This window comes from Nonomuraea sp. NPDC003804, assembly GCF_040610675.1.
In the GTDB taxonomy this organism is placed as follows: Bacteria; Actinomycetota; Actinomycetes; order Streptosporangiales; family Streptosporangiaceae; genus Nonomuraea.
Genome location: NZ_JBEXMT010000013.1, coordinates 181,022 through 207,759, shown reverse-complemented (window position 1 = coordinate 207,759; position 26,738 = coordinate 181,022). Strand labels below are relative to the sequence as shown.

The following is a 26,738-nucleotide window of genomic DNA, read 5'->3' as shown; positions in this document are numbered from 1 at the left end:
CTGGTGCCGTGACCACCGCGCACCTGGCCTACGAGACGCTGAAACGCCGCATCGTCGAGGTCGAGCTGCGCCCCGGCGAGCGGCTGATCGAGCGCGACCTGGCGGCCGAGCTGCGGGTGTCGCGGATCCCGCTGCGCGAGGCGCTGCGCCGCCTGGCCGCCGAGGGCCTGGTGGTGCTGGTGCCCGGAAGGGGCGCGCTGGTCAGCCCGTTCACCCCTGACGACGTGCGCGACCTGTTCGACGTGCGGGAGAGCCTGGAGGCGCTGGCCGCGCGGCTGGCCGCCGAGCGGGCCGACGCCGACGGCCTGGCCAGGTTGCGCGCGTGCATGGACCGCGCCCGCGAGGCGATCGCCGGTGAGGACAGGGCGGCCATCGCGGCCGCCAACGCCGACTTCCACCACGAGGTGGTGGCCATCTCGGGCAACGCGCTGCTGGCCGATCTGATGCGGCCGCTGGACGCCCGCCTGCACCGGTTGTTCCGCCTCACCTCCGACCGCGACCCCGGACGGCAGAGCCAGGAGCACGCCGAGCTCTACGCGGCGATCGCGGCGGGCGACCAGGAAGAGGCGGCCGCCTGCGCGCTGCGCCACGTGGCCGGCGGGCGGGCGGAGTCGCTGGCCGTGGCGCGCGGCTGGGCGGTGGAGGACATCGACCCCGTCCAGGCCACCCACTCCCGGCGCCGGACCCGGTGAAGCGGCGGCCACGGACAGAACACGGATAAAAGCAGTCGACGCCGGTGTGCGGAGTGCGGATCATTGATCGCATGTCCGTGCTGAAGGAGGTCCGTTTCCCCGCCGCCGCCGAGCTGCCGATGAACATCTGGGTCGACGACTCCGACTCGGCCGCCGACATCGTCGACGCGCTCGCCCTGTCGCCGTTCGCGACCGGCGCCCAGCCGTGGGCCCGGCTGGCCAACCTGGAGCGGGTGCGGGCCGACGCCGCGCTCATCCCGCCCGGCGGCCGCCTGGTGCGGACCGCCCACGAGGAGGACGGCTCCGAGGCCCGCCTGTTCTGCGGCGACGGCTGGACACTGCGCGTGGTGCGGTATCGCAACCGCTGCGCCACCGTCAGCGTCACCGCCGTCAGCGAGGACCTGGCCCGGTCGGTGCTGTCCACGACCACCGACGGCGCCGTCGAGCCGCCACCGCCGACCGACCACGTCGAGATGGGCTTCTGGTGGTTCGGCCAGCACGGCGCCCGCCGTTCGGACAAGCCCATCACCTCGCCGTCCTGGGAGCAGATCAGCGGCAACTACGCGGCGAGCGTGCGCGAGGCCGTCGGGCGGGTCATGGCGGTCAGGCCGGAGGACGTGAACGGCAGGCTGCTCCTGCTGCACGGGCCGCCGGGCACCGGCAAGACGTCGCTGCTGCGCACGCTGGCCAAGGAGTGGCGCGAGTGGTGCCAGGTCGACTGCGTGCTCGATCCCGAGCGGCTGTTCAACGACCCCGGGTACCTGATGGAGGTGGCCGTCGGCGACTGCGACGAGCGCGGCGACCGGTGGCGGCTGCTGGTGCTGGAGGACTGCGACGAGCTGATCAGGGCGGGCGCGAAGGAGGCGACGGGACAGGGGCTGTCCAGGCTGCTGAACCTCACCGACGGCCTGCTCGGCCAGGGTCGCGACGTGCTGGTGGCGATCACCACGAACGAGGATCTGGCGCGGCTGCACCCCGCGACGATCAGGCCGGGACGGTGCCTGGCGCAGATCGAGGTGGGACGGCTGTCGCGCGAGGAGTCGCTGCGGTGGCTGGCCGAGGGCGGCGACCAGGACCTCGCGAAACAGGAGGGCGGCGCGCAGGACTTCGCGCTGCAGGTGGGCGCCGCGGGCGCGACGCTGGCGGAGCTGTTCGCGGCCCGTGCGGGACGCGCCTCGGCCCCCGCCACCACCGCCGAGCCCGGCCTCTACCTCTGACCGCGACCGCTCCCCCGGTCCCGGGCGCCGGTGCCGCGCCCGGGGTCGCGGCGGCGTCCCGCCGGTCCGGCGGTGCCGCACGGTCGAGCACGCGCGCGTACGGCGGCGCCCGGCCCGCCGGGAGTACGTAAACCTTCCGATGCGCCTCACCTGGCCTTCCTCCAGAATCGGCCAGGTGATATCCCGTGTCGCCTTCCCCCCGTGCGTGCCGGTCGAGCGCGGCTCCCGCGGCTATCACGATCCGTTCGGCGGCGAGGCGGCCGTCTGGGACTACGCCGCGTGGACCAGCCCCGAGGCCGAGATCGGCTTTCCCGCGGCCCAGCTGGTGCCGTCGTGGACGGCGCGCACGCCGGCGGGCAGTTGGCTGGAGGTCGAGCTGCGGGGCAGGACCGCGGAGGGCCGTCACACCCGCTGGTACGTGATGGGCAGGTGGGCCGAGACCGCCGCCGACATCCGCCGCACCTCGCTTCCCGGGCAGGGCGACGAGGACGGCGACGTGGCCGTCGACACGCTGGTCGCCAGGCGTCCGCTGGTCGCCTGCCAGGTGCGCGTCACCCTGTACGGCACGGGCGCCGCCGTCGGCTCGGTCAGCGTGATGGCCTCGGGCGCGCCGGGCCCGGTGCGCGTGACGCCGCCGGGCGAGGCGAGCGGGATCGAGCTGGCCGTGCCCGCGCTCTCGCAGCGGGTGCACGCGGGCCACTACCCGGAATGGGACGGCGGCGGCGGCTCCTGGTGCGGTCCCGCGTCGGTGACGATGGTGCTCGGCTACTGGGGCAGGGGCCCCTCCGCCGACGAGCTCGCCTGGGTCGACCCCGCCGATCCGTGCCCGGCCGTCGACCACGCGGCCCGCGACATGTACGACCACAGCTACCAGGGCTGCGGCAACTGGCCGTTCGGCGTCGCCTACGCCGGACGGTACGGCCTGGCCGGGTTCGTCACGCGGCTGCGGTCGCTGGCGGAGCTGGAGCGTCTGGTGGCCGCCGGCATCCCGGTGATCACCTCCCAGTCGTTCAAGGAGCACGAGCTGCCGGGCGCGGGCTACGCCACGACCGGGCACATCATGGTCGTCGTCGGCTTCACCGCGACCGGTGACGTGATCGCCAACGATCCGGCCGCCGAGGGGGTCAGGCGCGTCTACCCGCGGGCGGCCTTCGAGAACGTCTGGCTGCGCGGCTCCGGCAGCGCGGGGATCGTCTACGTCCTGCATCCGCCGGAGCTCCCCCTTCCCCCATCCGACGGCAATTGGTGATCGGCGCGGGTCAGCGGGGCGGATGGGGTTGGAGTGGACTGCGGCGGGCAGCCGGCGTGGCAGCCGCGCGACGGGCGGGACAGACAGGACACTGTCGTCGCCCTCTGTGAGACCGACATTTCTGGGGATGATGTGAAGAGCGTTGCCGAGATCTGCTCCGACCTGATCAGGTTCGACACGACCAATCCCGGCTCGGGCGAGCGCCCGGCCGCCGAGTACGTCGCCACACTGCTGGCCGACGCGGGCCTGGAACCCACCGTCTTCGAGTCGGCGCCGCGCCGTACCACCGTCGTGGCGCGCGTGGCCGGCGACTCGCCCGACGCGCTGCTCATCCACGGTCATCTCGACGTGGTCCCCGCCGACCCGGCCGAGTGGGAGCTGCACCCCTTCTCCGGCGAGATCGTCGACGACTGCGTGTACGGCAGGGGCGCGGTCGACATGAAGGGCTCGTGCGCGATGACGCTCGCCACGGTGCTCGGCATGCAGGCCGGCGGGGTGCGGCCCAAGCGCGACCTGGTGCTGGCGTTCCTGGCCGACGAGGAGGCGACCGGCGACTACGGCTCCCGCCACGCCGTCACCGCGCACCGGGAGCTGTTCGACGGCGTCACCGAGGCCATCAGCGAGTCCGGCGGGTTCAGCGTGACCGCGGGCGACGCGCGGGTCTACCCGATCGCCGTGGGCGAGCGCGGCACGTCGTGGATGAAGCTGACCGCCCACGGCGTCGCCGGTCACGGCTCGCGGCCCGCCGTCGACAACCCGGTCGCCACCCTGGTGCACGCGCTGTCGCGCATCGCCGCCTACCAGTGGCCGGTACGGCTGACGCCGTCGGTCGCCGCGCTCCTGCGGAGCCTGTCGGAGATCACCGGCCGGCCCGTCGACCTCGACCGCCTGGACGCCGAGGCGGCCCGGCTGGGGCCGCTCGGCAGCCTGTTCAAGGGCCAGATCCGCAACTCGGCCAACCCGACGATGCTCACCGCGGGCTACAAGGTCAACGTCGTCCCCTCCACGGCCGAGGCGCACGTCGACGGCCGGTACCTGCCGGGGCTGCAGGAGGAGTTCCTGGCCACGATCGACGAGCTGCTCGGGCCGAGGATCACGCGGGAGTTCGTCAACCTGGAGGACGCGCCGTCCGCGCCGTACCCTTCGGCCTTCTTCGACGAGATGGCGACCGCGCTGGTGGCCGAGGACCCGGCGGCGCGGCCGGTGCCGTACGTGATGAGCGGGGGCACGGACGCCAAGTCGTTCGCCAGGATCGGCATCAAGGGGTACGGCTTCGCCCCGCTGATGCTCAGGCCCGATCTCGACTACTTCGGCATGTTCCACGGCAAGGACGAGCGCGTGCCGGTTGAGGGCCTGGAGTTCGGCACCCGCGTCCTGAACCGCCTGCTGACGGGCGCCTGAGCGGCCGGCGCGCCGGCCACCGGGACGACGGCGCGCGGGCCACCGGGACGACGGCGCGCGGGCCCGTCGGCGGCGCGGCCCGCGCCTTCCGGCCGCCGGTCGGCGGGTGCCGAGGAGAATGACGGCAACCCCGCGCGCGTCATGACATCGCCAAGGTGGGCTTGGCCCGGCCGGGCATCCCGGTGGAGCGCTCTCCCCGCGCCGCCGCCGCGCATGGCGTCCGCGGGCGGACCGTGGCGGCCGGCGGCGCCCGCAACGGGGCGGGATGGGCGGCGCCCACGCTCGGTCAGCCCACCGTCAAATCGGACATTAGCCCTACATCGCTACTTAACGTGCTGCTAACATCACATATTGTGACTAATCCGAAACGCGTAGAAATCGGGTGGCCCGGACTAGGCATCACGGTGACCGCCGAACTGGACGAGCGCAACGCCGCCCTGGCACAGAGCCTGTGGGACGCACTGCCGTACCGCAGCCTGCAGGGCCACGCCCTGGTGGCCGGCCAGCACCTCTACCACGTCGCCCCGGTCCACGACCTGCTGCACCAGGCCGCCGCCTACAAGGTCGAGGACCGGCGCACCGAACCGGACGGCACAATCTTCGCCTCACGACTTCAGCACCTCGGCATCAAGTACGGCGAGCTGACCGAACCCATGCCCGCCACCCCGATCGGCAGGATCCTCGACGAGGACCTCGACTCGCTGGTCGAGGCGGGCCACGCGGTCTGGGAGGCGGTGTACACGACCAAGAAGCCGGTCATCGCCGAGGTACGCCGCGCCGGCGAGCCCAGCGGCCACAGCCTGCCCCGCCTCACGGCGAGCGACCCCGAGACCGACACACTCATCGGCGACCTGCACGCCGAGACCGAGCGGATCTGGCTGGAGCCGCCGCAGGAACTCGTCGACCTGCACGAGGGCCGCATCGCCTCCAAGGCGGGCAGCTTCGACACGGTCCTGACGACGCTGCTGTTCGTCAACGGCGAGACCCGCCCGCTGGGCTACGCCAGCTACGGCGGCCTGGTGCGGGCCGTCTCCGAGGGAATGCCGCTGGATTCGCTGCGCCACATGGCGCACCTGCTGATCCCGACGCCCGCGGAGTTCCTCGGATACTGCGGCCTGGACAAGGTCTGGGACTTCACCAAGCGCGCCCTCGAGCGGATCGACGAGCTCGACGACCGCGACGACTTCGCCGCTCTCGTGGCGCAGATGACGCTCTACGTCAACTGCCTCGGCGGCTGGAACCTGCACCTGTTCCCGTGGCAGCTCGGCGACCATCTGCGGCGGGAGGGCGCGTTCACATGAGCGCCGACACGCAGGTCGTGGTCGTCGGCGGCGGGGTGATCGGCCTGTCGATCGCCTTCCACCTGGCCGAGGCCGGGGTCGGCACCGTCCTGCTGGAACGCGACGCGCTCGGATCGGGCGCGTCGCGGGCCACCGCGGACGTGGTCCGCGCCTACTTCGCCGGCAACCCGGTGAGCTCGGCGCTGGCCGTCCGGAGCCTGGCGGCCTACCACGACTTCCCGCTGCGGCCGGGCATCGGCCTGCCGCTGCGCCGGGTCGGCTACCTGGTGCTGTTCACCGGCGACGAGCAGGTGGCGGCCTTCGAGGCCGACCTGCCCGCCCAGCGGGCGGCCGGGGTGGACGTCGAGCTGATCGGCGCGGACGAGGCCAGGCGGCGCAACCCGCTCATCAGCGGCGAACTGCCGCTGACGGCGGCCGCCTGGTCGGCCGAGGCGTACGTCTCCGACACCGCCGCGATCGTCGGCGGCTACGCGGAGGCGGCCAGGCGGGCGGGCGCGCAGCTGCGCACCGACTGCCCCGTCACGGCGATCGACGCGGTCAAGGGCCGCGTGGAGACCGCCGACGGCGCGATCATGGCCGACGCGGTCGTGTGCGCCGCGGGCGCGTGGTCGGCCGCCCTGGCCCGCACGGCGGGCGTGGACCTGCCGCTCACCGAACCGATCATCCAGGAACTGCTCACCACCGACCCGTTGCCCGCCATGCCCGACATCCCGGTCACCCTGCACGCCTCCAGCGGCCTGCTGGTACGGCTGCGCGGCGACCGGCTGCTGATCGGCATGGGCTACCCGGGGCCCGACAGGGACGCCTGGCGGCGGCGCGTGGCCGCCCAGCTCGCCGCCGTCTATCCGTGCCTGGCGGGGGCGGGCCTGCACACCGCGGTCACCGGCGTCCGTGACGCCAGCCCGGACCGCACCGCCTTCATCGGCCACCTGCCCGGCCCTCCCGCCTTCCTGTACGCGACGGGCTTCTCCGGCCACGGGCTGTGCAACGCGCCCGCGGCCGGGGAACTGGTCCGTGACCTCTACCTCGGACGCGACCCCGGGCTCGACACGACCACGCTGTCCGCACGGCCGGAGCGGGTGGGGTGAGCGGCATGGACATCCGACCGGCCGAGTTCGTCCTCGACCCCGCCAGCCACGACGTGCACGCCGACTGCGCGCAGCTGCGGGAGCTGGGCCCGTTGGTCCCCGTCGAGGTCGAGGGGGTGCGCGCGTGGGCGGCCACCCGCTACTCCACGCTGGTGGCCGTGCTGACCCATCCCGACCTGTCCAGGGAGGTGAAGTACTGGGATCCGGCGGCCAAGGCCGCCGCCCCGCCCAACACCGCGGTCACCAGGCTCGCCGCCGACACCTCCATGCTGAACGCGGAGGGCGGGGCCCACCACCGCCTGCGGTCGCCGGTGTCCAAGTCGTTCACGGCGCGCAGGGTCCAGCGGCTGCGCCCGAGGGTCGCCGAGTTCGCCGCCGCGCACCTCGACCGCCTGGCGGCCATGCCGCCGGGGCCGGTGGACCTGCGCCTGGAGTACGCCTATCCGATCCCGCGGGATGTCATCTCCGAGCTGATGGGGGTCCCGGACGCGCTTCGGGACGAGCTGCACGAGCTCACCGACGTGGCGGCCAGGGTCGGCGACACTCCCGACGACGTCACCGATGCCCGCAAGAAGCTGTACAAGCTGCTCGACGAGATCATCGAGCTGCGGCGCGACACCCCGGGCGAGGACCTGATCACGGACCTGATCGCCGCCTCCGAACACGACGGGCCCGACCGGCTCACGCGCGCGGAGGTGGGCGACACGGTGGAGCTGCTGTTCATCGCGGGTCACGTGACGACGGTCAACCTCATCACCAACGCCGTGCGCGTCATGCTGACGTGTCCCGACCAGCTGGCCATGGTCCGCTCCGGGGAGCGGTCGTGGAGCGAGGTGGTCGAGGAGACCATGCGGTGGGACTCGCCGATCGCGCACTTCCCGATGCGCTACGCCGTACGGGACGTCGAGATCGACGGGGTGCCGGTGCGCAAGGGCGAGGCGGTCATCGGCTGCTTCGCCGCCGCCGGCCGCGACCCCGACCAGTACGGCGCGGGGGCGGCGTGCTTCGACCTGCGCGCGGCCTCTCCCGCCCACCTGTCGTTCGGGCACGGCACGCACTACTGCCTGGGTGCGCCGCTGGCCCGGCTGGAGGGCGAGGTCGCGCTCGCCGCGCTGTTCGAGGCGTTTCCCGACATGAGGCCGGCCGACCAGGACAGCGGGTGGCGGCCGCTCGGCACGGTGCTCGGCAACAGCACCAGGTACCTGCCCGTGCACCTGGGAAGGAGGGTGCGATGAGCCTGGGCCGGAGCGTCTTCGCCGGCGTGCGCGCGGCGGGCCCGCGTGACGTGCTGGTGTGCGGGCGGCGCCGCCTGACCGGGGACGACGTGCTGGCGATGGTGGCGGGCGCGGCGGCCGTACTGCGCGCCCGCGGGGTGCGCGCGGGCGACACGATCGCCTGCATGTCCGGCCGCCAGCCGGAGTCCACGGTGGCCAGGCTCGTGGCGCTCGCGCTCGGCTGCCCCGTGGTCCACCTGCCGCCGGGCCTGCCGGCGCGGATCACGGCCGGCACGATGCGCGCGCTCGGCACCTCGGTGCTGCTCCACGAGCCGTGCCGGCAGGACGACGCCGAGCTGCTGCTCGACGCGCGGCCGGTGCCGATCTGCTACCGGCTCGACGCGGACCTGTTCTCCACCCCGCACGGGGCGCCGCCCGACCCGCCGGAGACGCCGCCCGGCGCGCTGTCGGCGGTGACGTTCACCAACGGCACGACGGGCGAACGCAAGCCGGTCGCCCACAGCCGGCGGGCCGAGGCCGCGCAGCTGGCGGCGGCGCGCGCGATGTTCGCGCCCGAGCCCTGGCGCTTCCTGCTGCCGCCGGGACACCATGTGGCCGACCAGATCGCGCTGTGGACGCTGGCGACGGGCGGCACGGCGATCCTGCTGGCCGACGCCGAGCGGGACAGGGAGCCGGAGGTCATCGCCAGGGAACACGTCACGCAGATCGCGGCCGGCCGGCCGGGCGAGCTGTACGGCCTGGCCGGCCGGCTGGGCCCGGTGGCTCTCGGCGCCGATCCCGGCAGCGTGCGGCTGGTGACGTACGGCGGCGCGGCGGCCGTGCCGAACCGCAGCAGGGACGTGGTCATGGGGCTCGGCCCCGTGGCCCTGCAGTGGTACGGGCTCACCGAGGGTGGCTTCGTCACCGCCCTGTCGCCGCTCGACCACCTGCGCCCCGACCGGCTGGCCTCGGTGGGGCGGCCGGTCGAGGGCGTGGAGCTGCGCGTGCGCGACCCGGAGGGCCGCGCGCTGCCGGTCGGCGCGACCGGCGAGGTGTGGGTGCGCTCCGCCCAGGTCATGAGCGGGTACCTGGACGATCCCGTCCGCACCGCCGCGGCCCTGCGGGACGGCTGGCTGCGCACCGGCGACCTCGGGCACCTGAACGCCGACGGCTACCTGTTCCTGGTCGACCGCGCCAGGAGCCGGCGGCCCGACGGCGTCCAGGCCCGCCCGGTCCAGCACGTCCTGCCCGGCCGTCGGGCCGTGGCGGACGCGACGGTCTTCGGGCTGCCGGTCGACGACGGCGAGGTGCTGGCCGGCACGGGCGTGGCCGGCACGGGTGTCACCGGCACGGGTGTGACCGGCGCAGGGATGAGCGGCACGGGGATGACCGGCACGGGGATGACCGGCACGGGGGCGACCGGCACGGGGATGACCGGCACGGGGGCGACCGGCACAGGGGAAACCGGCACCGGGCGGACCGGTACGGAGCTCAGGGGCGCCGGCGAGGCGGACGACCTGGACGACCTGGACGCCCCGCGCGGCCGGACGGCACCCGCGTGACCGGGACCGCCCGCCGGGCCTCCAGGCGCCGTCCGGCGGCCGACGGCCGCCGTCATCGCGGCGGCGGGCTCCACGGGGTCAGACGCCGAAGGCGGCCAGGGTGCCCCAGGTCGTCGCGACACCCACCAGCGCGCCCACGACCACCTGGGCGGGCGTGTGGTGGGCGAGCCGGACCCTGGCCCAGCACACCAGCCCGACCAGCGCCCCGCCCACCAGCGCGGTCGGCATCGGCGGCAGCACGTGCGCCAGGACGACCACGGTTCCCGCCGACACCGCCGCGTGGAAGGAGATCTTCCAGCGCAGCGTCACGGGCACGGTCACCACCAGGGCGGCCAGCATCGCGGTCACCGTGGCCACCAGCAGGGTGGGGGCGCCCAGCAGGACCAGCAGCACCAACGCCACCAGCACGGCGCCCACCGCGGTGAGCAGCGGCCCCGTCCGGCGCGCCCGGTCGACCAGGTGGCGGGAGTCGAGGCGGCCCCTGCGGACGCCGACGGCGATGACGGTGGCGGGCACGCCGCCGCACAGGGCCGAGGCGAGCAGGCCCCAGACGGCACCGGTCCAGCCCTGGGCGAGCAGGCCGACGACGGGCGGCATGGCGATCACCAGCACCTGGGGGGCGAACACCTCGGTCACCCAGCCGGCCATCCTGGTCATCACCAGCGTGTCCTCCCGTCTTGGATCATGGTCGTCAAACCTGCCACGAGCGAACGGCGGAGGCAATCAGGGCAGCCGCGGCACCCGAGCGCGTGACGCGGTGATGCGCCATGATGGCGCGATGGACCAGATCACGCTGAGCGCCTGCGCCGAGGTGGGCTTCCAGGTGGCGGGAAGCACGGGGGCGCACGGCGCGATGCGGGCCTTACGCCGCGTGATCCCGCTGGACGCCTACGAGTTCGTCGCCTTCGACCCGGCCACCGGGCGCCACCGCAGCCTGGTCTCCGACGGCCTGCGCCGTCCCCCCGGCCCGCTCCCCTCTGCCGGGACACCCGCCGCCGGGGGCGGCGGGCCGTACCCGATGGACGGCGCGCGGCTGGCCGCCTACGGCTGGCGGCAGGGGCTGACCACGCCGCTGCTGCTGGCCGACGGCCGCTACACCGGGCTGCTGAACCTGTCGGCGCCCCGCTTCCCCGCGCACGCGCTCACCGTCATGGCGGCGCTGTCCCCCACGCTGGCCCACGTCACCGACCTGACCAGGTGCGTCATCGACCCCGTCGGGCTGCCCAGCGGGTTCTCGGCGGTCGCCTTCGACCGCGGCGGCGTGGTACGTGACGTGGCGGGCGTGCCCAGGTCGGAGGTGGTGGCCGCCGATCCCGCCATGGCCGGCTACGCCAGGGCCTTCCTCGACTCGCGGGAGCTGAGCAGGCGGGGCCTCTGGCAGGACCGGGGCGGCCGGTGGCGGGAGGTGCGGGTGCTGCGCGCGGGCGTCGGCTCGCACGGCGCGCTGCAGGGGGCGGTGGTGGCCGAGCGGCCCTGCTGCCTGCCGTACGAACTGACCGCGCGGGAGGCGCAGGTGCTGACCAGGGTGGCGGCGGGCGACTCCAATCCGCAGATCGCCGCCGCGCTCGTGCTGAGCGTCCGCACGGTCACCACCCACCTGGAGCACATCTTCGCCAAGCTGGGCTGCGACAGCCGTACCAGGGTCACCACCAAGGCCCTGGCCGAGGGGCTGTGCGTGATCGACCTCTAGACACCCGCGGCCGCCCACTCCGTGGGGATCGTGACGAGCACCAGCTCGAACCAGACGGTGTTCACACCGTTCTGCCTGGCGTAGCCCCAGCGGTTGCTGAGCGCGTCCAGCAGGGGCAGGCCGCGCCCGTTCTGCGCGGTCAGGGAGGCGCGGCAGGCGCACGGCGGGCCGTCCGAGCCGCCGTCCTTGACGCAGACGCGCACCCTGGATCCGGTGGACAGCACGGTCAGCGTGAAGGTGCCGCCGTCACGTGAGGCGGAGTGCACGACCGCGTTGGTGACCAGCTCGCTGGTCAGCAGCACGCTGTCGTCGTGCAGCGGATGTCCGGCGCCGAGCGCGGCGGTCACCAGGCGGCGTGCCGCGGCGACCTGGTCGGGAGCTCCTGGCAGGGTCCAACTGTCGTACTCCGGCGGTTCCACGGCGACCTCCCCGACTTCGGCGACCTCTTAAGGACGCGGCGCCCGGCGGGGCGGAGGGGTCACGAAAAGGTAGGAATGCTCTTGCCGGTGGAACCGGGTCAGGTCCGGTGCCATCGCGCCTCTGCCAGGCAGTACACCGCGAACAACACCAGTCCCACGGCCACCGCGGCCAGCAGCCACGGGCCGGCGGGGGCGTCGGCGAGCGCCTTGAGCGCGCCATCGATGCCGACCGCCCTGCCGGGGTCGTAGGCGATCGCGGCCCGGCCGACGAGGACGCCCGCGGCGACGGCGACGACGCCCCGGGCGATGTAGCCCGCCTGGCCGAGCCGACGGACCGCCTGCCCGCCGCCGGTCATGTCCTTCATGAACTTCTCGGTCCAGCCCTCGTGGATCCAGTGGAGGCCGAGCGCGATCACGCCCAGTGCGGCGACGCCGACGAGCAGCTGTCCCGCGGGCAGGTCGAGCAGCGTCCTGGTGACGTCCCGGGACTGCGAGTCGGTGGAGGCCGCCTGCTTGCCGCGCAGCAGCAGGCCCAGCAGCGAGACGACGAGCAGCACGTAGAAGACCGCCCGGACGGCCGACTCCGCCCTGTCGCGCGCCCTGCCGCGACGGGACAGCGCCTCCCGCGCCTGCCACACGGCCAGCGCGGCCAGGCCCACCGTCATGAGCCACAGCACCACGGCGCCGAAGGGCTGTGCGGCCACGATGCCGATCGCGCCGCTCTTGTCGGCCTCGCCGTCCCCGCCGAAGGCGATCTGTAACGCCACCAGGCCGATCAGGGCGTACAGCACGCCCCTGGCGGCATAGCCCAGCTTGGTGAGAATCATGATGTCTCCCCTGCACCGGCAGGCGGGTCGTAAACCCGGGGCGGCGACCGAGTACGCTGCGATCGGATGAGGCGACTGGAAGGGGAATCTGCGCGTGAGCAGCCTGGAGGCCGTCTGGGTGCAGCCGTACGAACAGCCCGGCGCGGCGGTCGTGACGGGCGTCTTCGACATCCTGCACGTGGGGCACGTGCGCTACCTGCGGTCGGTGGCCGAGCGCGGCCTGCCGCTGGTCGTCGGCGTCGAGGACGATCCGCGCGTGCGCGCGTGGAAGGGCCCGAGCAGGCCGCTGAACCCGGCCGCCGAGCGGGCCGAGGTGCTGGGGGCGCTGCGCGCGGTGTCGGGGGTGTTCATCGTGAGCGGCCCGCCCGAGGCGCACGGTCCCGAGGACTACATCGACCTGCTCGCCCCGATGCGGCCAGGCGCGCTCGCGCACACGGCGGGCGACCCGCACGCGGGCGGCAGGTGCGCGGCGGCGGCGCTGCTCGGCGCCCAGTGCTGGGAGCTGGAGATGATTCCGGGGCGTTCGACGACCAGGATCGTCAACGCCGGGCTAGGATGAGCTGCATGCAGCGCGCTCACGTCTTCGTCACGACGACGCCGGACCCGTACCCGGCGCGCTGAACTCATGCTCCCCGGGCGAACGCCCGGGGATCGCTGGTCGTTCGCCCTCGTCTTTCCGAGGGGTTTCCGATGAACGACCACCTGAACGACCACCGCAGGCTCGGCCGCGAGCTCGACCTGTTCGACACCCACCCGATGATCGGCTCGGGGCTGCCGTTCCTGCTGCCCGCGGGCGCGGCCGTGCGCAAGGCCGTCGAGGACTTCGTCCACGAGCTCGAACGCCGCAACGGTTATCTGCACGTCAACTCGCCCGTGCTCGGCAAGCGGGCGATGTACGAGAGATCGGGGCACTGGGCGCACTACAGCGACGACATGTTCCCTCCGATGGAGCTCGGAGGGGAGCAGTTCGTGCTGCGGCCCAGCCTGTGCCCGCACCACGCGCTGATGTTCGGCAGCAGGCCGCGCAGCCACCGCGACCTGCCGCTGCGGCTGGCCGAGCTCGGCGGCATGTACCGGGGTGAGCTGTCGGGCGTTGTGGGCGGCCTGAGCAGGGTGCGGGCCATCCAGCTCAACGACGGGCACGTCTTCTGCCCGGCCGGCGCGGCCGCCGCCGAGGTGTCGGCCGCGCTCGACCTGATCGAGGCCGCCCACGGGCAGCTCGGCATCGTGCCGGTCCGCTACCGGCTCTCGCTCAGGGGCGACGGCGCCAAGTACGTCGACGACCCGGACATGTGGGACCGCGCGGAGGCCGTCCTGCGGGAGGCGCTGCGGGCCAGGGGCCGCGACTTCGAGGAGGAGCGCGGCGAGGGCTCCTTCTACGGCCCGAAGATCGACATCCAGATCGTCGACCCCCAGGGACGGGAGAACTCCATCTCGACCGTCCAGGTCGACCTGTTCCAGCCGGGCCGCTTCGACCTGTCCTACGTCGGGCCCGACCAGGCGCTCCACCGGCCGGTGATGGTGCACAGAAGTCTGGTCGGCAGCCTCGAACGCCTGATGGGGCACCTGATCGAGGTCCACGGCGGCGCCTTCCCCGCCTGGTTCGCCCCCGTGCAGGCGGTGGTGCTGCCTGTCACCGACGCCGAGGTCCCCGCCGCCCGGGAGCTGGTACGGCGGTGCGTCGCCGCGGGACTGCGCGCGTCGATGGCCGAGCCCGGCGACGGCTCCCTCGGGGCGCGGGTCAGGTCGCACCGGCTGGTGCCCTTCCAGCTCGTGGTCGGTCCGGCCGAGGCGCGTCTCGGCGAGGCCGCGCTGCGGCTGCGTGACGGCACCCGGCAGGAGGCCAGGCCGATCGCGCAGGTGCTGGCGTGGATGGCCGCTAGAGCCAGTCCCGCTTTTTGAACGCCAGGTACAGCAGCCCCGAGGCGGCCACGATGATGATCGACGACCACCAGAAGCCCGCGCTGGTGCCGAAGCCCGGATAGGGCACGTTCTGGCCGTAGAAGCCGGTGATCATGGTGGGCACCGCGATGACCGCGGCCCAGCCGGTGAGCTTCTTCATGATCTCGTTCAGCCGGAAGCCCTGCTGTGACAGCTGGGCCTCGCGCAGGTTGGCCACGAGGTCGCGCAGGTTGTCGATCCACTCCGCCACGCGCAGGACGTGGTCGTAGAGGTCCTGGTAGTACGGCGTCATCTCCGGCGTGACCACGTGCAGGTCACGCCGGAACAGCGTGTTGACCACCTCGCGCATCGGCCCGGCGACCTTGCGCAGGCCGACCATGTTCTTGCGCAGGGTGAACATCTGCCTGGCGTCCAGCCGGCTCATCGGCCGTTCCTCGAACAGCTGCTCCTCCAGCGCCTCGACCTCCTCGTCGAGACGCTCGACCAGCTCGTAGTGGCCGTCGACCACGTAGTCGAGCAGGCCGTACAGCAGGAAGGCGACCCCGTTCTTGGCCAGGCTGCCCGACGCGTCCCAGCGGGCGGTCACCTGGTCGATGTCGAAGTGCTCGTTCTCGCGCACGGTCACCAGGGCGTTGGCCGTGAGGAACATGTCGATCTCGACGGTGTGGAGCCGGTGCCCCTCCTGGTACAGCCAGTAGGCGGCGACGAACAGATGGCCGTCGTAGACGTCGACCTTGGGCCGCTGGCGCTCGTGGAAGACGTCCTCCACCGCGAGGGTGTGCAGGCCCAGCTCCTCGGCGATGCATCCCAGATCGTCGGCGGTGGGGGCGCACAGGTCGAACCAGACCACGTTGCCGGGGTCGGCGACGTGGTCGGAGACCTCGGCGATGGGGAAGCCCTCGGCCACGAGGACCCCCTCGCGGTACAAGCGGGTTCGTACCATGACCGACAACACTAGACGAGCTCGGCGAATCGTGCGGCGTTGCGTGCCGCCGCCCCTCCCGGATCGTTGTTGAAGTAGACCACGGCCTGCCGCCATCCCGCGTCGTGGACGCGGCGCGCCCACGATCTCAGCGCGGCCTCGCCGTACGAGGGCCGGGGGGTGGCTTTGCCCTCGTGCAGCCTGACGTAGCCCCACGACGCGGTGCGCCACAGCGGGTTCAGGACCCTGCTCTCCCTGTCGGCCCAGCACAGCGCCGCCTCCCTGGCCTCCAGCACGCCCCTGACCTCGTCGGTCCACCAGGAAGGGTGCCGGAACTCCACCGCCACCCTGGTCGCGCGCGGGAAGCAGGCCAGGCAGCGGTCGAGCTTGCCGGGATCCGCCTTCAGCGTCGGCGGCAGCTGCAGCAGGATCGGGCCGAGCTTGCCCTTCAGCCCTGCCACGGCGGCCATCAGCCGCTCGACCGGCTCCTCGGGGTCGGCCAGCCGCTTGATGTGGGTGAGGTACCTGCTGGCCTTGACCGCCATCACGAAGTCGTCGGGGGTGCGCTCGGCCCATCCGGCGAACGTCTCCGTGGACGGCAGGCGGTAGAAGGCGTTGTTGCTCTCGACCGTGCGGAAGTGCTCGGTGTAGATCTCCAGCCACAGCCGCTGCGGCGCCTTGTCCGGATACAGCACGCCCCGCCAGTCCTTGTACTGCCAGCCGGAGGTCCCCACGAGCGTCTCCATGCCGGGCCCCTACCCCGGCTCCCGCGGGGCACGCCGCCCGCTCGGGTCAGGACGATCCGGCGGGCAGCGACGGTGACGTGCCGCCGCCGTGCAGGGCGTCGGGGCCGTAGGCGGCGGCCAGGATCCGCTCGGCGCGCGTCCGGCACTCCGTGGCCGCGACCAGGTCGTCGAGGCGCTCGTGGACGGCGGCCAGGTCGAGCAGGGCGCGCCCCACGTCGGGATGGCCGGGGCCGAGCGCCCGCTCGGTGCCGGCGACGGCCCGCTCCAGCAGCTCCCTGGCCTCGCTCACGCGGCCGCCGAGCAGCTTGGCCACGCCGAGCCTGCGCGCGCCCAGCTGGGCGTGCGGGTGGTCAGGGCCGAAGACGGCCGAGAAGACGCCCATGGCCCGCTCCTGGTGGGCCTGGGCCAGCTCGTGCTCGCCGATGTCCTGGTAGACCAGGCCCAGGTTGGTCAGCGGCATGCCGACCTCGCCGTGTCCGGGGCCGTAGCAGGCCTCGAGGATGGCCAGGGCGCGCTCGTGGCTCATCCTCGCCTCGTCGTAGCGGCCTACCAGGCGCAGCGCGTAGCCGAGCTTGTCGAGGGTGTGGGCGACCTCGGGATGCTCGTCGCCGTAGACGCCGGCCAGCAGCGACAGCGCCTGCTCCTGCAGCTTGATGGCCTCCTCGGCGCGGCCGGCGTCCTGCAGCACCAGGCCGAGGCCCGACAGCGAGTGGGCGACATCGGGGTGTCCGGGGTCCAGCAGGCTGCGCGAGGCGGTCAGCGACCTGGTCAGCCACTGCTGGGCGGCGGCCAGGTCGCCGGCCAGCCAGGCGGCGAAGCCCAGGTCGCGCCCGATCCTGGCCAGCTCCCTGCCGTCGGCGTCGTCGCGGGCGGCCAGGATGCCGTGGCCGCGCTCCAGCACCTGCCTGGCCTCGGGCAGCCGCCGCTGGCAGACCAGCACGTCGCCGAGGCGCTTCAGCACGTAGGCGACGCCGGGATGCTCGGGCCCGAAGGCGTCCTCGGCCAGGGCGAGCGCCTGCTCCTGCGCCGCCCTCGCGCCCTCCAGGTCGCCCACCACCTCCAGCAGCTTGCCCTGCTCGGTCAGCACCGCCGCCAGGTCGGCGTCGCTGCCGCCCGCGCGGCGCAGCAGTTCCAGCGACGTCTCGAACAGCCAGGCGGCCCGGTCGAAGGCCGCCCGGGTGGTCAGGTAGCGGCCCGCCCCGCACAGCAGCTGCGGCAGCGCCAGCGGCACGGTGTCGAGGTTGCCCGCCTGCCCCGCCAGGTGGATCAGGCCCGGCAGCACACCGTCCCAGTGCGGCCAGTTGGTCGGGTTGTCCGGGTCGGCGGGCGCGGTCGCCTCGACCAGGCGGATGCCGCGCAGCAGCCACTCCTGCCGCTCGGCCCTCGACAGCGTGGCCATGGCCGCGGCGCCGACCATCTTGTGCATGCGCAGCCGTCCCCTGTCACGGTCGACGAGGGAGTGGCGCATCAGGTGGGCGATGGCGTCCTGCAGGCCGACCTCGTCGGCGACGGCCGCCTCCAGCGCGGGCGGCAGCACCCCGCCGAGGCCGCGCAGCAGGCGCAGCGACAGCCCGTCGCCGCCCAGGCAGGCGCACAGGTGCAGCAGCTCGGCGGCCGAGGCGGAGGCGGCCCGCACACGCTCGAAGGCCAGCTGCCACGCCGTGGCGAAGGTCTGGTCGCGCTCCCCCGCCCTGGTCAGCAGCTTGTCGGCCCTGCGCCGGAACAGGTCGGCGTACTCCTCGAAGGTCATGCCGGTCTGCTCGCTGTAGGCGGCGGCCTGCTCCAGCGCGAACGGCAGGTCGCCGAGCTGGTCGGCCAGCTCGGCGGCGCCCGCCGAGCGCCCGGGCAGGCCGAGGCGACGCTCGAGGAAGGCGACGGACTCCTCGCGCGAGAACGGGTCGATCCGCAGCGGTACGGCGTGCAGCCCCCACGCGGGATTGCGCGAGGTGATGACCACATGGCCGTCGCCGCCGTCCGGCAGCAGCCGTTCGAGCAGCGCGGCGTCCTCGACGTCGTCGAGCACCAGCAGCCACCTGCCCATGCCGGCCAGCCGGTCGCGCAGCGCGGTGACCAGCTCGCCCCTGTCGGCCCGCTCCCTGACGCCCAGGCGCAGGCCGAGGTCCTCCATGGCGCCGGCCAGCGCGAGCGGCTCGGCGGCCGAGGCGTACCACATGACGTCGTAGTCGGCGGCGTGCCGGTGGGCGTACTCCAGGGCCGCCTGGGTCTTGCCGACGCCCGCCAGGCCGTACAGGGCGACGGCGCCGCTGGCGGTGAGCCCGCGAGCCAGCTCGGACAGCAGGTCCTCGCGGCCGGAGAAGACGCGGTTGCGGGAGGGCAGGTTGGAGACGCGGCGCGGGGTGGCCGGCCTGGCGGGCGGCGCGGTGGCGGCCCCCTGGGCGAGGGCGGGCGCCGTCAGCGACGAGTCGTGGGTGAGCACGGCCTGGTGCAGGGCCTGCAGCGTGGGGGCGGGGTCGACGCCGAGTTCCTCGGCCAGGACCCTGCGCACGCGCTCGTAGACGTTCAGGGCGTCGCCCTGCCGGCCGCACCGGTAGAGCGCGGTCATCAGCTGGGCGGCGGAGCGCTCCCGTAACGGGTGGCGGGCCACGCGCTGCTCCAGGCGCGGCAGCACCTCGGCGTGGCGGCCGAGAGCGAGCTCGGCGTCGGTGCGGCCCTCCTCGGCCGCGTAGCGCAGCTCCTCCAGCCTGATCGCGTCGAACTGCGCCCACGGGTCGGCGGCGAAGTCGGCCAGCGCGGGGCCGCGCCATAAGGCCAGCGCGCTGTCGAGCACGGTGACAGCCTCGCTCCAGTCCTGTTTGGCCAGCTCGTCCCGGCCGCGCGTGACCAGGTGCTCGAAGCGGTGGGCGTCGACCCGCTCCTGGTCGATGACCAGCCGGTAGCCGGGCCCGTGCGACTGCAGCAGCGCGGTGCCGCCCAGCGTCCTGCGCAGCCTGGAGACGTGGGCGTGCAGGGTGTTGGTGGCGCTGCGCGGCGGGCGGCCGGCCCACACCTGGTCGATGAGCTGGTCGGCGCTGAGCACGTCACCGCGGTGCAGCAGCAGCACCGCGAGGATGGCCGCGCGCTGGTGGCCGCCGAGGGCAGCAGGGACGCCGTCGACCAGGACCTCGAGCGTGCCGAGAATCCCGATCTCCACGCGGGCTTCCATGCTGCGCTTCCCTTCTGAATGCTTGCAAGTACATGCTTGCAAGCGACTGTAACGCGTCACTCATTCGGGCTGAAACCAAACGAATCTGGAGGTGCGCCACCGATGGCGACCGTCGAGGAGATCGTCAGCCGACCCGCGCCACGCAGGATCGGCGAGGCCCCGTGGCCTGAGCGGCAGGGTTACCACCCGTCACCCGTCGACTGGCGCGGCGAGGTCATCTACTTCCTGCTCCCCGACAGGTTCAGCGACGGCGGGGAAGCCGGACGCCCCCTCCTGGACAGGACCGACCTGTGGGCCGCCAGGCCGCAGGGGTGGCGCTGGGACCGGTGGGCCAGATCAGGACGGGAACGCTACCAGGGCGGCACGCTGGCGGGGGTCGCTTCCCGGCTTGACTATCTGGACGAACTGGGCGTGACGGCGCTGTGGATCGGGCCGGTGTGGAAGCAGCGCCCGGCCGCCGGCGTCGAAGGCGGTCCCGTCGAGCCCGACGACTACCACGGCTACGCGGTACAGGACTTCCTCGAGGTCGACCCGCGCCTCGGCACCCGCGCCGACCTGGTCGACCTGGTACGGCAGGCGCACGAGCGCGGCATCCGGATCATCCTCGACGTGCTGCTCAACCACTCGGGCGAGACCTGGGACTACGACCTCGGCGAGGAGGGGTCGCCGCGCTACGTGCCGCGCCCGCCGTACCGGGAGGGCCCGCCCTACGCCTTCGGGACCTGGCGCGACGGGAAGGGCGGCAGGCTGCCGCACGGGGCGGCGCCCACGCTGCCCGATCACGGGGTCTGGCCCGAGGAGCTGCAGCACCCCGACGCCTACACCCGCGCCGGCGGCGACGGCGGCAGTTTCGGCCCCGGCGGTGACGAGGACCCGAACGCCCCCTACCGCAGGGCCGACTGGTTCAGCCGCGACATCGACATGCCGCGCGCCCTGCAGACGATGATCCAGATCTACAAGTACTGGATCGCGCTCGCCGACCTGGACGGGTTGCGGATCGACACCCTCAAGCACGTGCCGCTCGAGCACGCCCGCGCCTTCTGCGGCGCGATCAGGGAGTACGCCGAGCAGCTCGGCAAGTCGAACTTCCTCATCGTCGGCGAGGTCGGCGGCGGCGACTCCATCCAGGAGAAGTACCTGCGGCTGGTCGGGCAGAACCTGACGGCGGTCCTGGAGACGGGCGAGACGCGGGCGACGCTGCGCGCGGTGGCCGAGGGCACCGCCAGGGCCGAGGACCTGTTCGGCCGCTTCACGCCGCCGCTCGACATCACCCACAGGGCGCTCGGCGGCAGGTACGTCTCCATGCTCGACGACCACGACGACCTGGCGATCTTCCCGCAGCTGCGGTTCGGCTCCCTCGAGTCCTCGCCGTCACGGGTCGTCGTGGGCGCCGGCCTGCTGCTGTTCCTGCTCGGCATCCCCTGCCTGTACTACGGCATCGAGCAGGGGCTGACCGGACCCGAGCCGGAGGAGCGCAAGTGGCTGCCCGGCTGGGGAGTCAGGGACCTGGCCGGCGACATCTACCTGCGCGAGGCCATGTTCGGGCCCGCGCACCCGCGCGTGCTCGGCGGCCACGAACCCGACCCCGACACCCCCGGATTCGGCCCCTTCGGCACCTCCGGGCACCACGTCTTCGATCAGGACAACGACGTCTACCAGCGGATCAGGATGCTGCTGCGGGCCCGCAAGGCGCACCCCGCGCTGTCGGCCGGACGGCAGTACCTGCGCAGGCTCGGCAGGGCCGACGGGTCCTTCACCCCGCCCGAGCCGGGCGAGGTGGTCGGCTGGTCGCGGATCCTCGCCGACGACGAGGCGCTGTGCGTGGTCAACCCCGGGCCCTCCGCCCGTACGGCGCGGCTGCACGTGGACGCGAGCATCAACGCGGGGGTCTCGGCGTTCACCGTCGTGGCGAACACGGCGGAGGTGGTGGGCGGCACCAAGCATCCGGTCGGGTCGACGGTGCCGGTGCTGCCCTCGCCCGACGGGGCCCGCTACGTGGAGATCCACGACCTGCCGCCGCTGTCGGTGCTGGTGGCGGTCAACCGCTGACCACCCGGCCCGAAGCCCGTGGCGGTACGGGAGGCGGCGGCACCGGCTGCTCGGGGCGGCGGCTGTCAGCGGGGGATGAAGCGAACGAAGGCGATGTGGCGGCCGACCTCCCTGAAGTCGGCCGCCGACCCGTCGACCAGGAACCCCAGGAACCGGGCCAGCCGCCGCGCCGTCCGGGGAGCACGCCGGGCGTAGGCGGCCATCAGCTCGGCGCCCTCCTCTGGGGTGAGGGGCCGCGCCGTCATCGCCATCACGCGGTTGCCCACCTGGACGGTCACCTCGGGCGTGGCCAGGATGTTGCGGAACCAGTCGGAGCGCCTGCCGTACCCGGAGGGGCCGACGTAGCCGCCGACGCGGTCGTGCGCGACCACCTCTATGACGGCCCGCCGGGGCTTGCCGGAGACGCGGCCGATGTGGACGACGAGCATGAACCGCCCGCCCAGCAACCACCCCAGGCGCATCCGGTACAGCTGGACGGGCAGCCGGAACAGCAGCCTGCGCAGCCCTGACGGCGGCGGCGGGGTGTTGATGATCTCCATGTGCGCCTTCCTTCCGAGCCGGTCGCCGAGCCGTGGCGGGTGGCTTCCGGTCAGGAGCCGGGGTTCGCGGCAGGGCCAGGGTTGATGGCAGCGCCAGGCTTCGCAGCGGCGCCAGGCTTCCCGGTTGGGGCGGGGTTCGCGGTTGGGGCGGGGTTCGCGGTTGGGGCGGGGTTCGCGGCCCAGAGCCGGGCCAGGAACAGCACGAGCGTGTCGGCGAGGGCGTGGTCGGAGGCGTGCGGATGGTCGAGCGCCCAGGAGTCGAGCGCGCCGATGACCCCCATGGTGGCGACCGTGACCAGCTCGGCGCCGGGGGCCGGGGCGATCAGGCCGATCGCCAGCCCGTTGGAGACCAGGTCACGCACCCACGAACCGTCGTCGGACAGCGGCTGCCCGGCCAGGACCGCCCGGTCGTCCGGATGCTCGCGCAGGTGCGCGGCCATCCGGGTCGTGCCGGCCACCAGCTGCTCCCACAGCTCGTCGGCCGTCGCCACCTCGGTCCACGGGCCGAGCGCGGTCAGCGTGCGGACGGCCGCGTCGGCGAGGACGGCGCCGAACAGGTCGTCCTTGCCGTCGAAGTAGTGGTAGGCGGAGGTCTTGGAGATGCCCGCTTCGGCGATGATCTGGTTGAACGACGCGGCGTCCTTGCCGTCGCGGGCGAAGTGCGCGCGGGCGACGGCGAGGATGGCGGCTCGCGTGTCGGCGGGCAGCCGGTCGAAGCGGGGAAGTGGCATCAGTTTCCTCGTGCTCGTGTGCCGGCGGGATGGCCGGTCTCCTAACGATGGCCGGGTACGGGCCGGACGGCCGGCTGCCGGGCGGACAGCGTACGCAGGATCCGGGCCGTCATGATCCAGTGTGCCGCCCAGAGGAGGATGGCGACCGCCCCACCGGCGTACCCGGCGGCGCCGGGGAAGAGCGACAGGATCTGGAACGCGCACCAACCGTAGCCGAGCCGGGCCCACCAGCGGACGAAGCGGCTCGTCGGGCGCGCGTCGGCGGCGAGCGAGGTGGCGACGGCCCGCACGATGAAGAAGTCCTCGACGAAGTTGTAGGGGATGGCGAACATCCACCAGACCGAGGCGGGCGCGGCGGTCCTTGCCTCCGGCCGGATGGCGGCCAAGGTGCGATGGAGCGCGCGGCAGTACAGCGCGACGATGCCGAAGAAGACGGCGACGGCGATCAGCCCGCCGGGCATGCCCTGCGCGCCGACCTCGCCGAGGATGCCGCTTCCCCAGTGCGGCGCCCACAGCGGACAGGTCAGCAGGATCGTGACCAGGACGGTGCCGGTGACTTTGGCGACGACTCGCATGCCCGAAGTGTACTAATGGTGCACACCATCAGTACACCCTCGTCCGCGCCCGGCCCGCTGCAGGCTCGCGACCAGCTCGTTCAGCGCGTGCTCGAAAGCGTGCTCCGGCGGCGTCGCGCACCCCGACGACCGCGCCGAGCGGCGGCTCCTCCGGCCGCTCGCAGAACATGGGCAGCGCCGCTCCCTGGCCGCGCCGAGCCGATCCCTCCCTCGACGGCGATCGCCGCCGCGCCGCCGTCGGCGAGCGTCCCGAGACGAGCCGGCCCGCGCACGCGATGGTGGAGCCGCCATTCCCCCGGCGTCCGCGGCCGCGGCCCTCCCACGACCCGGCGCCGCGCCACCCCCGCAGGAGCGCCTCCCGAGCGGTCGTCGTGATCGTTATCAAAGCGGGTCAACCAGAAGCCGCCTTCCGGTCTCTCACATATGGAATGTGATTCACCCCTTATGTGACGGAGTGCCCCCGTGAAACTGATAGCGCTGACCGCGCTGGTGGCGAGCATGCTCGGCGCGGTGCCGCCGACCCCCACCCCCGCGCCGTCGGCCCCCGGCTCGATGCCCCTGGCCATCGCGGACATCACCCCGATGGGAGACGACAAGGAGAAGGTAGGGGTCGGCTTCCCGATCATCGTGACCTTCGACCGCGACGTCACCGACAAGGCGGCCGTGGAAGCGTTGCTGCAGGTCCAGGCCGAACGTCCGGTGGATGGCGCGTGGCGCTGGGTGTCGCCGCGCAAGGTGGTCTACCGGACCAAGTTCTACTGGAAGGCCCACCAGAAGGTCACCTTCACCGCCCGCCTCAGCGCGCTGCCGGGCAACAGGGCCAAGGACGTCACCCGCCGGTTCCAGGTCGGCACGGCCAACATCTCGGTCGTCGACACGCGCAAGCACGTCATGAAGGTCACCCGCGACGGGAAACTCGCCAAGAAGATCCCGATCAGCGCGGGCCGCGGCGGACTGGTCAAGAACGGCGTCGACGTCTACCTCACCACCAGCGGCACCCACCTGACCATGTCGAAGAAGCCCGTCGAGACCATGACCTCGTCCTGGCTCGGTGTCACCGACCCCAAGGACCCGCGTTACTACAACGAGCAGATCCCGTGGGCCGTCCGCATCTCCGACTCCGGCGAGTACGTCCACCAGAGCGCCGGCTTCTACCACTTCCTCGGCCGCAGCAACCAGAGCCACGGCTGCGTCCGCGCCACCCCCGACGGGGCCAAGTGGTTCTTCGGCATCACCCAGCGCGGTGACGTCGTCAAGATCACCGGCACCAAGCGGAAGCTCGACTGGACCAACGGCTGGAGCTACTGGCAGCTCAACTGGACCGAATGGAAGAAGGGCAGCGCGCTCGCCCGATGACACCAGGTCCCGGCGGGGCCGCCCGATGACACCAGGTCCCGGCGGGGCCGCCGGATGACGGGCCCTCCCGGTGACACCAGGTCCCGGCGGGCCCGTCCCATGACGCCGTGTCCCCCTCGATGCGCGCTCCGGCCGCCGTCGGCCGGCAGGATCGCGCAGCAGGATCGCGCCGACGATGGAGGATCCGGACGGCCCCGCCGCCGGTCAGCGCCGCCGGTTCCGCCCACCGGCCGGCGGTCGCCTGGTCCGGCCGAGACGGTCTAGCCTCGGGCGGTGACGAGGTGGTCCGCCAGGCGCATCGCCAGCGCGGCCAGCGTCAGCGACGGGTTGGCGGCCGGCGAGGTCGGGAACACCGACAGGTCGCACACGTAGAGGTTGCGCCTGCCGTACACCCGCAGATCGGGATCGACCACCCCGGTGTCGGCGGAGGCGCCCATGCGCATCGTGCCCACCTCGTGTCCCACCGCGCCCAGCGCCGAACGCGTCGGACGCGGTTGCAGCGGCGTGCCACCCACCGCCGCCATCACGGCGGTGCCCACCTCCGTCATGACCTCCTCCAGCCCCGGCACCTCCACGTGGTGCATGACCACCCGCGGGCGGGCGTCCCTGCCCTGCCCGCGCACCTCGACGCCGTTGCGCTCCTCCAGCGGGACCGCGGTGAAGAACACCACCTCGCACGGCATGTCCGCCTCGTCCAGGTCGAGGTCCTCGTCGACGTGGTACTGGTTCAGGTTCACCCCCATCTCGACCACCGCGTTGTACGGCGTCGCGCCCGCCATACCCCTGAGCAGCAGCTTGGCGGCGTCACCCGGGCTGTAGCCGGGCGCGCCGTCCTTCACGGTGAACTTCCAGTAGTAGGTCGGATGGTCGGTGATGCCCCGCCCGACCAGCGGATGGTCGAGACCCGCGTGGTGCGCCAGGACCGGCGTGCCGACCGTGCCGCCCGCCAGGATGACGCTGCCGCCCTCGGCGAGCCGGAACGTCCGCAGCACCCCCGCCGGCAGGTCGAACGCCTCGACCGCCGTCACCGCGTCGCCGTCGGACACGAACCCGCACACCTGATGGTGCAGGTTGACGTGCAGCCGGTCCGCCCACGAGGCCCGCAGCATGTCCTCCATCAGCAGCGCCGCCGTGGAGAAGATGCCGGACGGGATGCCGAGGCCGTTCACCGAGGCGTGCTCGGCCGCCAGCATCGCGTCGTCGTCGGCCAGCCCGGGCATGCTGCCCCGCAGCAGCGACTGCACGGTCCCGCACAGCGTGTCGCGCGGCATGGCCGAGCCGTTCAGCAGATCCTCCGCCCTGGCGTACCAGCCGCTCTCCAGCTCCCGCCTGATCGGCTCGGGCCAGCCGGCGAACTCCGCCGGCGTCATCCTCGGCACCAGCGCACCCCAGAACAGCGACCGGCCCCCCAGGCAGAACGCCTGCGCCAGCTCCATCGGCTGGTCGGTGTCGTAGCGCCGGACCTTGAACTGGTTCCACAGCTCCCACACGCTGCGGTTGACGAAGGGGCCGTGCCGCCTCGGCAGGTTGCCGACGTGCGTCGGGAACAGGTAGCCGCCCGCCTCCAGGACCAGCACCCGCGCCTCGCCCCCGCTGTCGGCCATCAGCCGGTGCGCCAGCGTGCCGCCGCCGGTGCCGCTGCCCACCACGATGAAGTCGAAGACCCCGTCGGCCGGCGCCGCCGGGAAATGCACCCGCGCCGCCAGCGAGTCCGCGATCGGGATGTCGTCAGGCGGCTCGAAGAGGTCGGCGACGCGGCCGGTCATCGTCGCCACGTGCTCGCCGTTCACCACCCTGTTCGGGCCCCGCTCCCAGCCGCCGTCGCAGCGGAACTTGAACTCAACCGGGCCGTCGCCCGCCAGCTCCACCTGCCACTCGTCGGCGCCGTGGACATACCGGCACGGTACGTCCGCCCGCCAGCCGTCCAGCGCGCTTCGGACAGCCAGCCGGGCGTCGGGCCTGACAGCGCCGCCACGCAGCACGATCGTGAGAGTCCCCACCTCACTACCTCCCCGCCTCGCCTCGCTTCGGAAGGATCCCATGCCAATCTGCTTTCACACCGCTTGCGAACGGCGACAAGGTCCTCACAACCGGG

General features: G+C 73.3%; 23 protein-coding genes. 13 read left to right on the top strand and 10 right to left on the bottom strand.

Going from position 1 to position 26,738, the window contains the following annotated elements; all coding sequences use genetic code 11:
- Positions 1-8: 8 nt before the first annotated feature.
- From ABZX22_RS19970 to ABZX22_RS19935, 8 genes are all read left to right on the top strand, one after another.
- On the top strand, positions 9-692 hold the full coding sequence (locus ABZX22_RS19970) for a GntR family transcriptional regulator (protein ID WP_354910951.1): 684 nt from the start codon (positions 9-11) through the stop codon (positions 690-692).
- Positions 693-763: 71 nt separating this feature from the next.
- A complete protein-coding gene (locus tag ABZX22_RS19965; protein ID WP_354910949.1) occupies positions 764-1,909 on the top strand; it encodes a DUF5925 domain-containing protein in 1,146 nt (381 codons plus the stop codon).
- Positions 1,910-2,084: 175 nt separating this feature from the next.
- Complete coding sequence (locus ABZX22_RS19960) at positions 2,085-3,158, top strand: C39 family peptidase (RefSeq protein WP_354910947.1); 1,074 nt, start codon at positions 2,085-2,087, stop codon at positions 3,156-3,158.
- Positions 3,159-3,290: 132 nt separating this feature from the next.
- Complete coding sequence (locus ABZX22_RS19955) at positions 3,291-4,559, top strand: M20/M25/M40 family metallo-hydrolase (RefSeq protein ID WP_354910945.1); 1,269 nt, start codon at positions 3,291-3,293, stop codon at positions 4,557-4,559.
- A gap of 404 nt (positions 4,560-4,963) precedes the next feature.
- A complete protein-coding gene (locus tag ABZX22_RS19950; protein ID WP_354910943.1) occupies positions 4,964-5,860 on the top strand; it encodes a hypothetical protein in 897 nt (298 codons plus the stop codon).
- Positions 5,857-6,948, top strand: coding sequence for an FAD-binding oxidoreductase (locus tag ABZX22_RS19945; RefSeq protein ID WP_354910940.1), 1,092 nt, complete (start codon positions 5,857-5,859; stop codon positions 6,946-6,948). The genes ABZX22_RS19950 and ABZX22_RS19945 overlap by 4 nt, the downstream gene beginning before the upstream one ends.
- Positions 6,949-6,953: 5 nt before the next feature.
- Positions 6,954-8,183 (top strand): cytochrome P450, encoded by a 1,230-nt coding sequence (locus tag ABZX22_RS19940; RefSeq protein WP_354910937.1) that lies wholly within the window; start codon positions 6,954-6,956, stop codon positions 8,181-8,183.
- On the top strand, positions 8,180-9,724 hold the full coding sequence (locus tag ABZX22_RS19935) for an AMP-binding protein (protein ID WP_354910935.1): 1,545 nt from the start codon (positions 8,180-8,182) through the stop codon (positions 9,722-9,724). Before ABZX22_RS19940 ends, ABZX22_RS19935 begins: the two co-directional genes overlap by 4 nt.
- 78 nt (positions 9,725-9,802) lie before the next feature.
- On the opposite strand, the gene ABZX22_RS19930 is transcribed toward ABZX22_RS19935, so the two are convergent.
- A complete protein-coding gene (locus tag ABZX22_RS19930; protein ID WP_354911011.1) occupies positions 9,803-10,381 on the bottom strand; it encodes a phosphatase PAP2 family protein in 579 nt (192 codons plus the stop codon).
- Positions 10,382-10,502: 121 nt separating this feature from the next.
- Here ABZX22_RS19930 and ABZX22_RS19925 point away from each other — a divergent pair, with 121 nt between their 5' ends.
- Positions 10,503-11,414, top strand: coding sequence for a LuxR C-terminal-related transcriptional regulator (locus ABZX22_RS19925; RefSeq protein WP_354910932.1), 912 nt, complete (start codon positions 10,503-10,505; stop codon positions 11,412-11,414).
- On the opposite strand, the gene ABZX22_RS19920 is transcribed toward ABZX22_RS19925, so the two are convergent.
- Both ABZX22_RS19920 and ABZX22_RS19915 read right to left on the bottom strand, forming a co-directional pair.
- Entirely contained in the window at positions 11,411-11,833 is a 423-nt protein-coding gene (locus tag ABZX22_RS19920; protein ID WP_354910931.1) for an ATP-binding protein, read from the bottom strand. The two genes, ABZX22_RS19925 and ABZX22_RS19920, sit on opposite strands and share 4 nt — an antisense overlap.
- Positions 11,834-11,931: 98 nt before the next feature.
- Positions 11,932-12,660 (bottom strand): DUF1206 domain-containing protein, encoded by a 729-nt coding sequence (locus ABZX22_RS19915; protein WP_354910930.1) that lies wholly within the window; start codon positions 12,658-12,660, stop codon positions 11,932-11,934.
- A gap of 94 nt (positions 12,661-12,754) precedes the next feature.
- On the opposite strand from ABZX22_RS19915, the gene ABZX22_RS19910 reads away from it, so the two are divergent.
- Entirely contained in the window at positions 12,755-13,219 is a 465-nt protein-coding gene (locus tag ABZX22_RS19910; protein ID WP_354910928.1) for an adenylyltransferase/cytidyltransferase family protein, read from the top strand.
- A 131-nt stretch (positions 13,220-13,350) separates the two neighbouring features.
- Complete coding sequence (gene thrS / locus ABZX22_RS19905; RefSeq protein ID WP_354910925.1) at positions 13,351-14,562, top strand: threonine--tRNA ligase; 1,212 nt, start codon at positions 13,351-13,353, stop codon at positions 14,560-14,562.
- Here thrS and ABZX22_RS19900 read toward each other — a convergent pair.
- Genes ABZX22_RS19900 through fxsT form a run of 3 tightly spaced genes read right to left on the bottom strand, consistent with a single transcriptional unit; the run spans position 14,540 to position 19,393 of the window.
- Positions 14,540-15,505: a magnesium transporter CorA family protein gene (locus tag ABZX22_RS19900; protein WP_354910922.1), complete on the bottom strand. Its 966-nt coding sequence runs from the start codon at positions 15,503-15,505 to the stop codon at positions 14,540-14,542. The genes thrS and ABZX22_RS19900 overlap by 23 nt on opposite strands.
- A gap of 11 nt (positions 15,506-15,516) precedes the next feature.
- Positions 15,517-16,230 (bottom strand): DUF72 domain-containing protein, encoded by a 714-nt coding sequence (locus ABZX22_RS19895; RefSeq protein ID WP_354910920.1) that lies wholly within the window; start codon positions 16,228-16,230, stop codon positions 15,517-15,519.
- A gap of 46 nt (positions 16,231-16,276) precedes the next feature.
- Positions 16,277-19,393, bottom strand: a complete 3,117-nt coding sequence (gene fxsT, locus ABZX22_RS19890; RefSeq protein WP_354910918.1) for an FxSxx-COOH system tetratricopeptide repeat protein — start codon at positions 19,391-19,393, stop codon at positions 16,277-16,279.
- 102 nt (positions 19,394-19,495) lie between these two features.
- Between fxsT and ABZX22_RS19885 the strand changes: the two genes are divergently transcribed.
- A complete protein-coding gene (locus tag ABZX22_RS19885) occupies positions 19,496-21,442 on the top strand; it encodes an alpha-amylase family glycosyl hydrolase (protein ID WP_354910916.1) in 1,947 nt (648 codons plus the stop codon).
- Between the two features lie 65 nt (positions 21,443-21,507).
- On the opposite strand, the gene ABZX22_RS19880 is transcribed toward ABZX22_RS19885, so the two are convergent.
- The 3 genes from ABZX22_RS19880 to ABZX22_RS19870 are packed head-to-tail and all read right to left on the bottom strand — an operon-like array spanning position 21,508 to position 23,287.
- Positions 21,508-21,981 (bottom strand): nitroreductase family deazaflavin-dependent oxidoreductase, encoded by a 474-nt coding sequence (locus ABZX22_RS19880; protein WP_354910913.1) that lies wholly within the window; start codon positions 21,979-21,981, stop codon positions 21,508-21,510.
- Between the two features lie 50 nt (positions 21,982-22,031).
- The gene (locus ABZX22_RS19875) at positions 22,032-22,712 is read right to left on the bottom strand and encodes a TetR/AcrR family transcriptional regulator (protein ID WP_354910911.1); all 681 of its coding nucleotides are present in this window, start codon (positions 22,710-22,712) and stop codon (positions 22,032-22,034) included.
- Positions 22,713-22,753: 41 nt separating this feature from the next.
- Positions 22,754-23,287 carry a hypothetical protein gene (locus ABZX22_RS19870; protein ID WP_354910908.1) on the bottom strand — a complete coding sequence of 178 codons (534 nt, stop codon included), beginning with the start codon at positions 23,285-23,287 and terminating at the stop codon, positions 22,754-22,756.
- Between the two features lie 462 nt (positions 23,288-23,749).
- Between ABZX22_RS19870 and ABZX22_RS19865 the strand changes: the two genes are divergently transcribed.
- A complete protein-coding gene (locus ABZX22_RS19865) occupies positions 23,750-24,643 on the top strand; it encodes a L,D-transpeptidase (RefSeq protein ID WP_354910905.1) in 894 nt (297 codons plus the stop codon).
- 260 nt (positions 24,644-24,903) lie between these two features.
- On the opposite strand, the gene ABZX22_RS19860 is transcribed toward ABZX22_RS19865, so the two are convergent.
- Entirely contained in the window at positions 24,904-26,643 is a 1,740-nt protein-coding gene (locus ABZX22_RS19860) for a GMC oxidoreductase (RefSeq protein WP_354910902.1), read from the bottom strand.
- Positions 26,644-26,738 lie beyond the last annotated feature (95 nt).

What these genes read in the sequence shown, in the direction of transcription:
- ABZX22_RS19945 (WP_354910940.1), top strand. Translation starts at nt 5,857, where the DNA reads ATGAGCGCCGACACGCAGGTCGTGGTCGTCGGCGGCGGGGTGATCGGC.
- ABZX22_RS19895 (WP_354910920.1), bottom strand. Translation starts at nt 16,230, where the DNA reads ATGGAGACGCTCGTGGGGACCTCCGGCTGGCAGTACAAGGACTGGCGG.
- ABZX22_RS19935 (WP_354910935.1), top strand. Translation starts at nt 8,180, where the DNA reads ATGAGCCTGGGCCGGAGCGTCTTCGCCGGCGTGCGCGCGGCGGGCCCG.
- ABZX22_RS19940 (WP_354910937.1), top strand. Translation starts at nt 6,954, where the DNA reads ATGGACATCCGACCGGCCGAGTTCGTCCTCGACCCCGCCAGCCACGAC.
- thrS (WP_354910925.1), top strand. Translation starts at nt 13,351, where the DNA reads ATGAACGACCACCTGAACGACCACCGCAGGCTCGGCCGCGAGCTCGAC.
- ABZX22_RS19925 (WP_354910932.1), top strand. Translation starts at nt 10,503, where the DNA reads ATGGACCAGATCACGCTGAGCGCCTGCGCCGAGGTGGGCTTCCAGGTG.
- fxsT (WP_354910918.1), bottom strand. Translation starts at nt 19,393, where the DNA reads ATGGAAGCCCGCGTGGAGATCGGGATTCTCGGCACGCTCGAGGTCCTG.
- ABZX22_RS19885 (WP_354910916.1), top strand. Translation starts at nt 19,496, where the DNA reads ATGGCGACCGTCGAGGAGATCGTCAGCCGACCCGCGCCACGCAGGATC.
- ABZX22_RS19930 (WP_354911011.1), bottom strand. Translation starts at nt 10,381, where the DNA reads ATGACCAGGATGGCCGGCTGGGTGACCGAGGTGTTCGCCCCCCAGGTG.
- ABZX22_RS19965 (WP_354910949.1), top strand. Translation starts at nt 764, where the DNA reads ATGTCCGTGCTGAAGGAGGTCCGTTTCCCCGCCGCCGCCGAGCTGCCG.
- ABZX22_RS19880 (WP_354910913.1), bottom strand. Translation starts at nt 21,981, where the DNA reads ATGGAGATCATCAACACCCCGCCGCCGCCGTCAGGGCTGCGCAGGCTG.
- ABZX22_RS19870 (WP_354910908.1), bottom strand. Translation starts at nt 23,287, where the DNA reads ATGCGAGTCGTCGCCAAAGTCACCGGCACCGTCCTGGTCACGATCCTG.
- ABZX22_RS19875 (WP_354910911.1), bottom strand. Translation starts at nt 22,712, where the DNA reads ATGCCACTTCCCCGCTTCGACCGGCTGCCCGCCGACACGCGAGCCGCC.
- ABZX22_RS19915 (WP_354910930.1), bottom strand. Translation starts at nt 12,660, where the DNA reads ATGATTCTCACCAAGCTGGGCTATGCCGCCAGGGGCGTGCTGTACGCC.
- ABZX22_RS19900 (WP_354910922.1), bottom strand. Translation starts at nt 15,505, where the DNA reads ATGGTACGAACCCGCTTGTACCGCGAGGGGGTCCTCGTGGCCGAGGGC.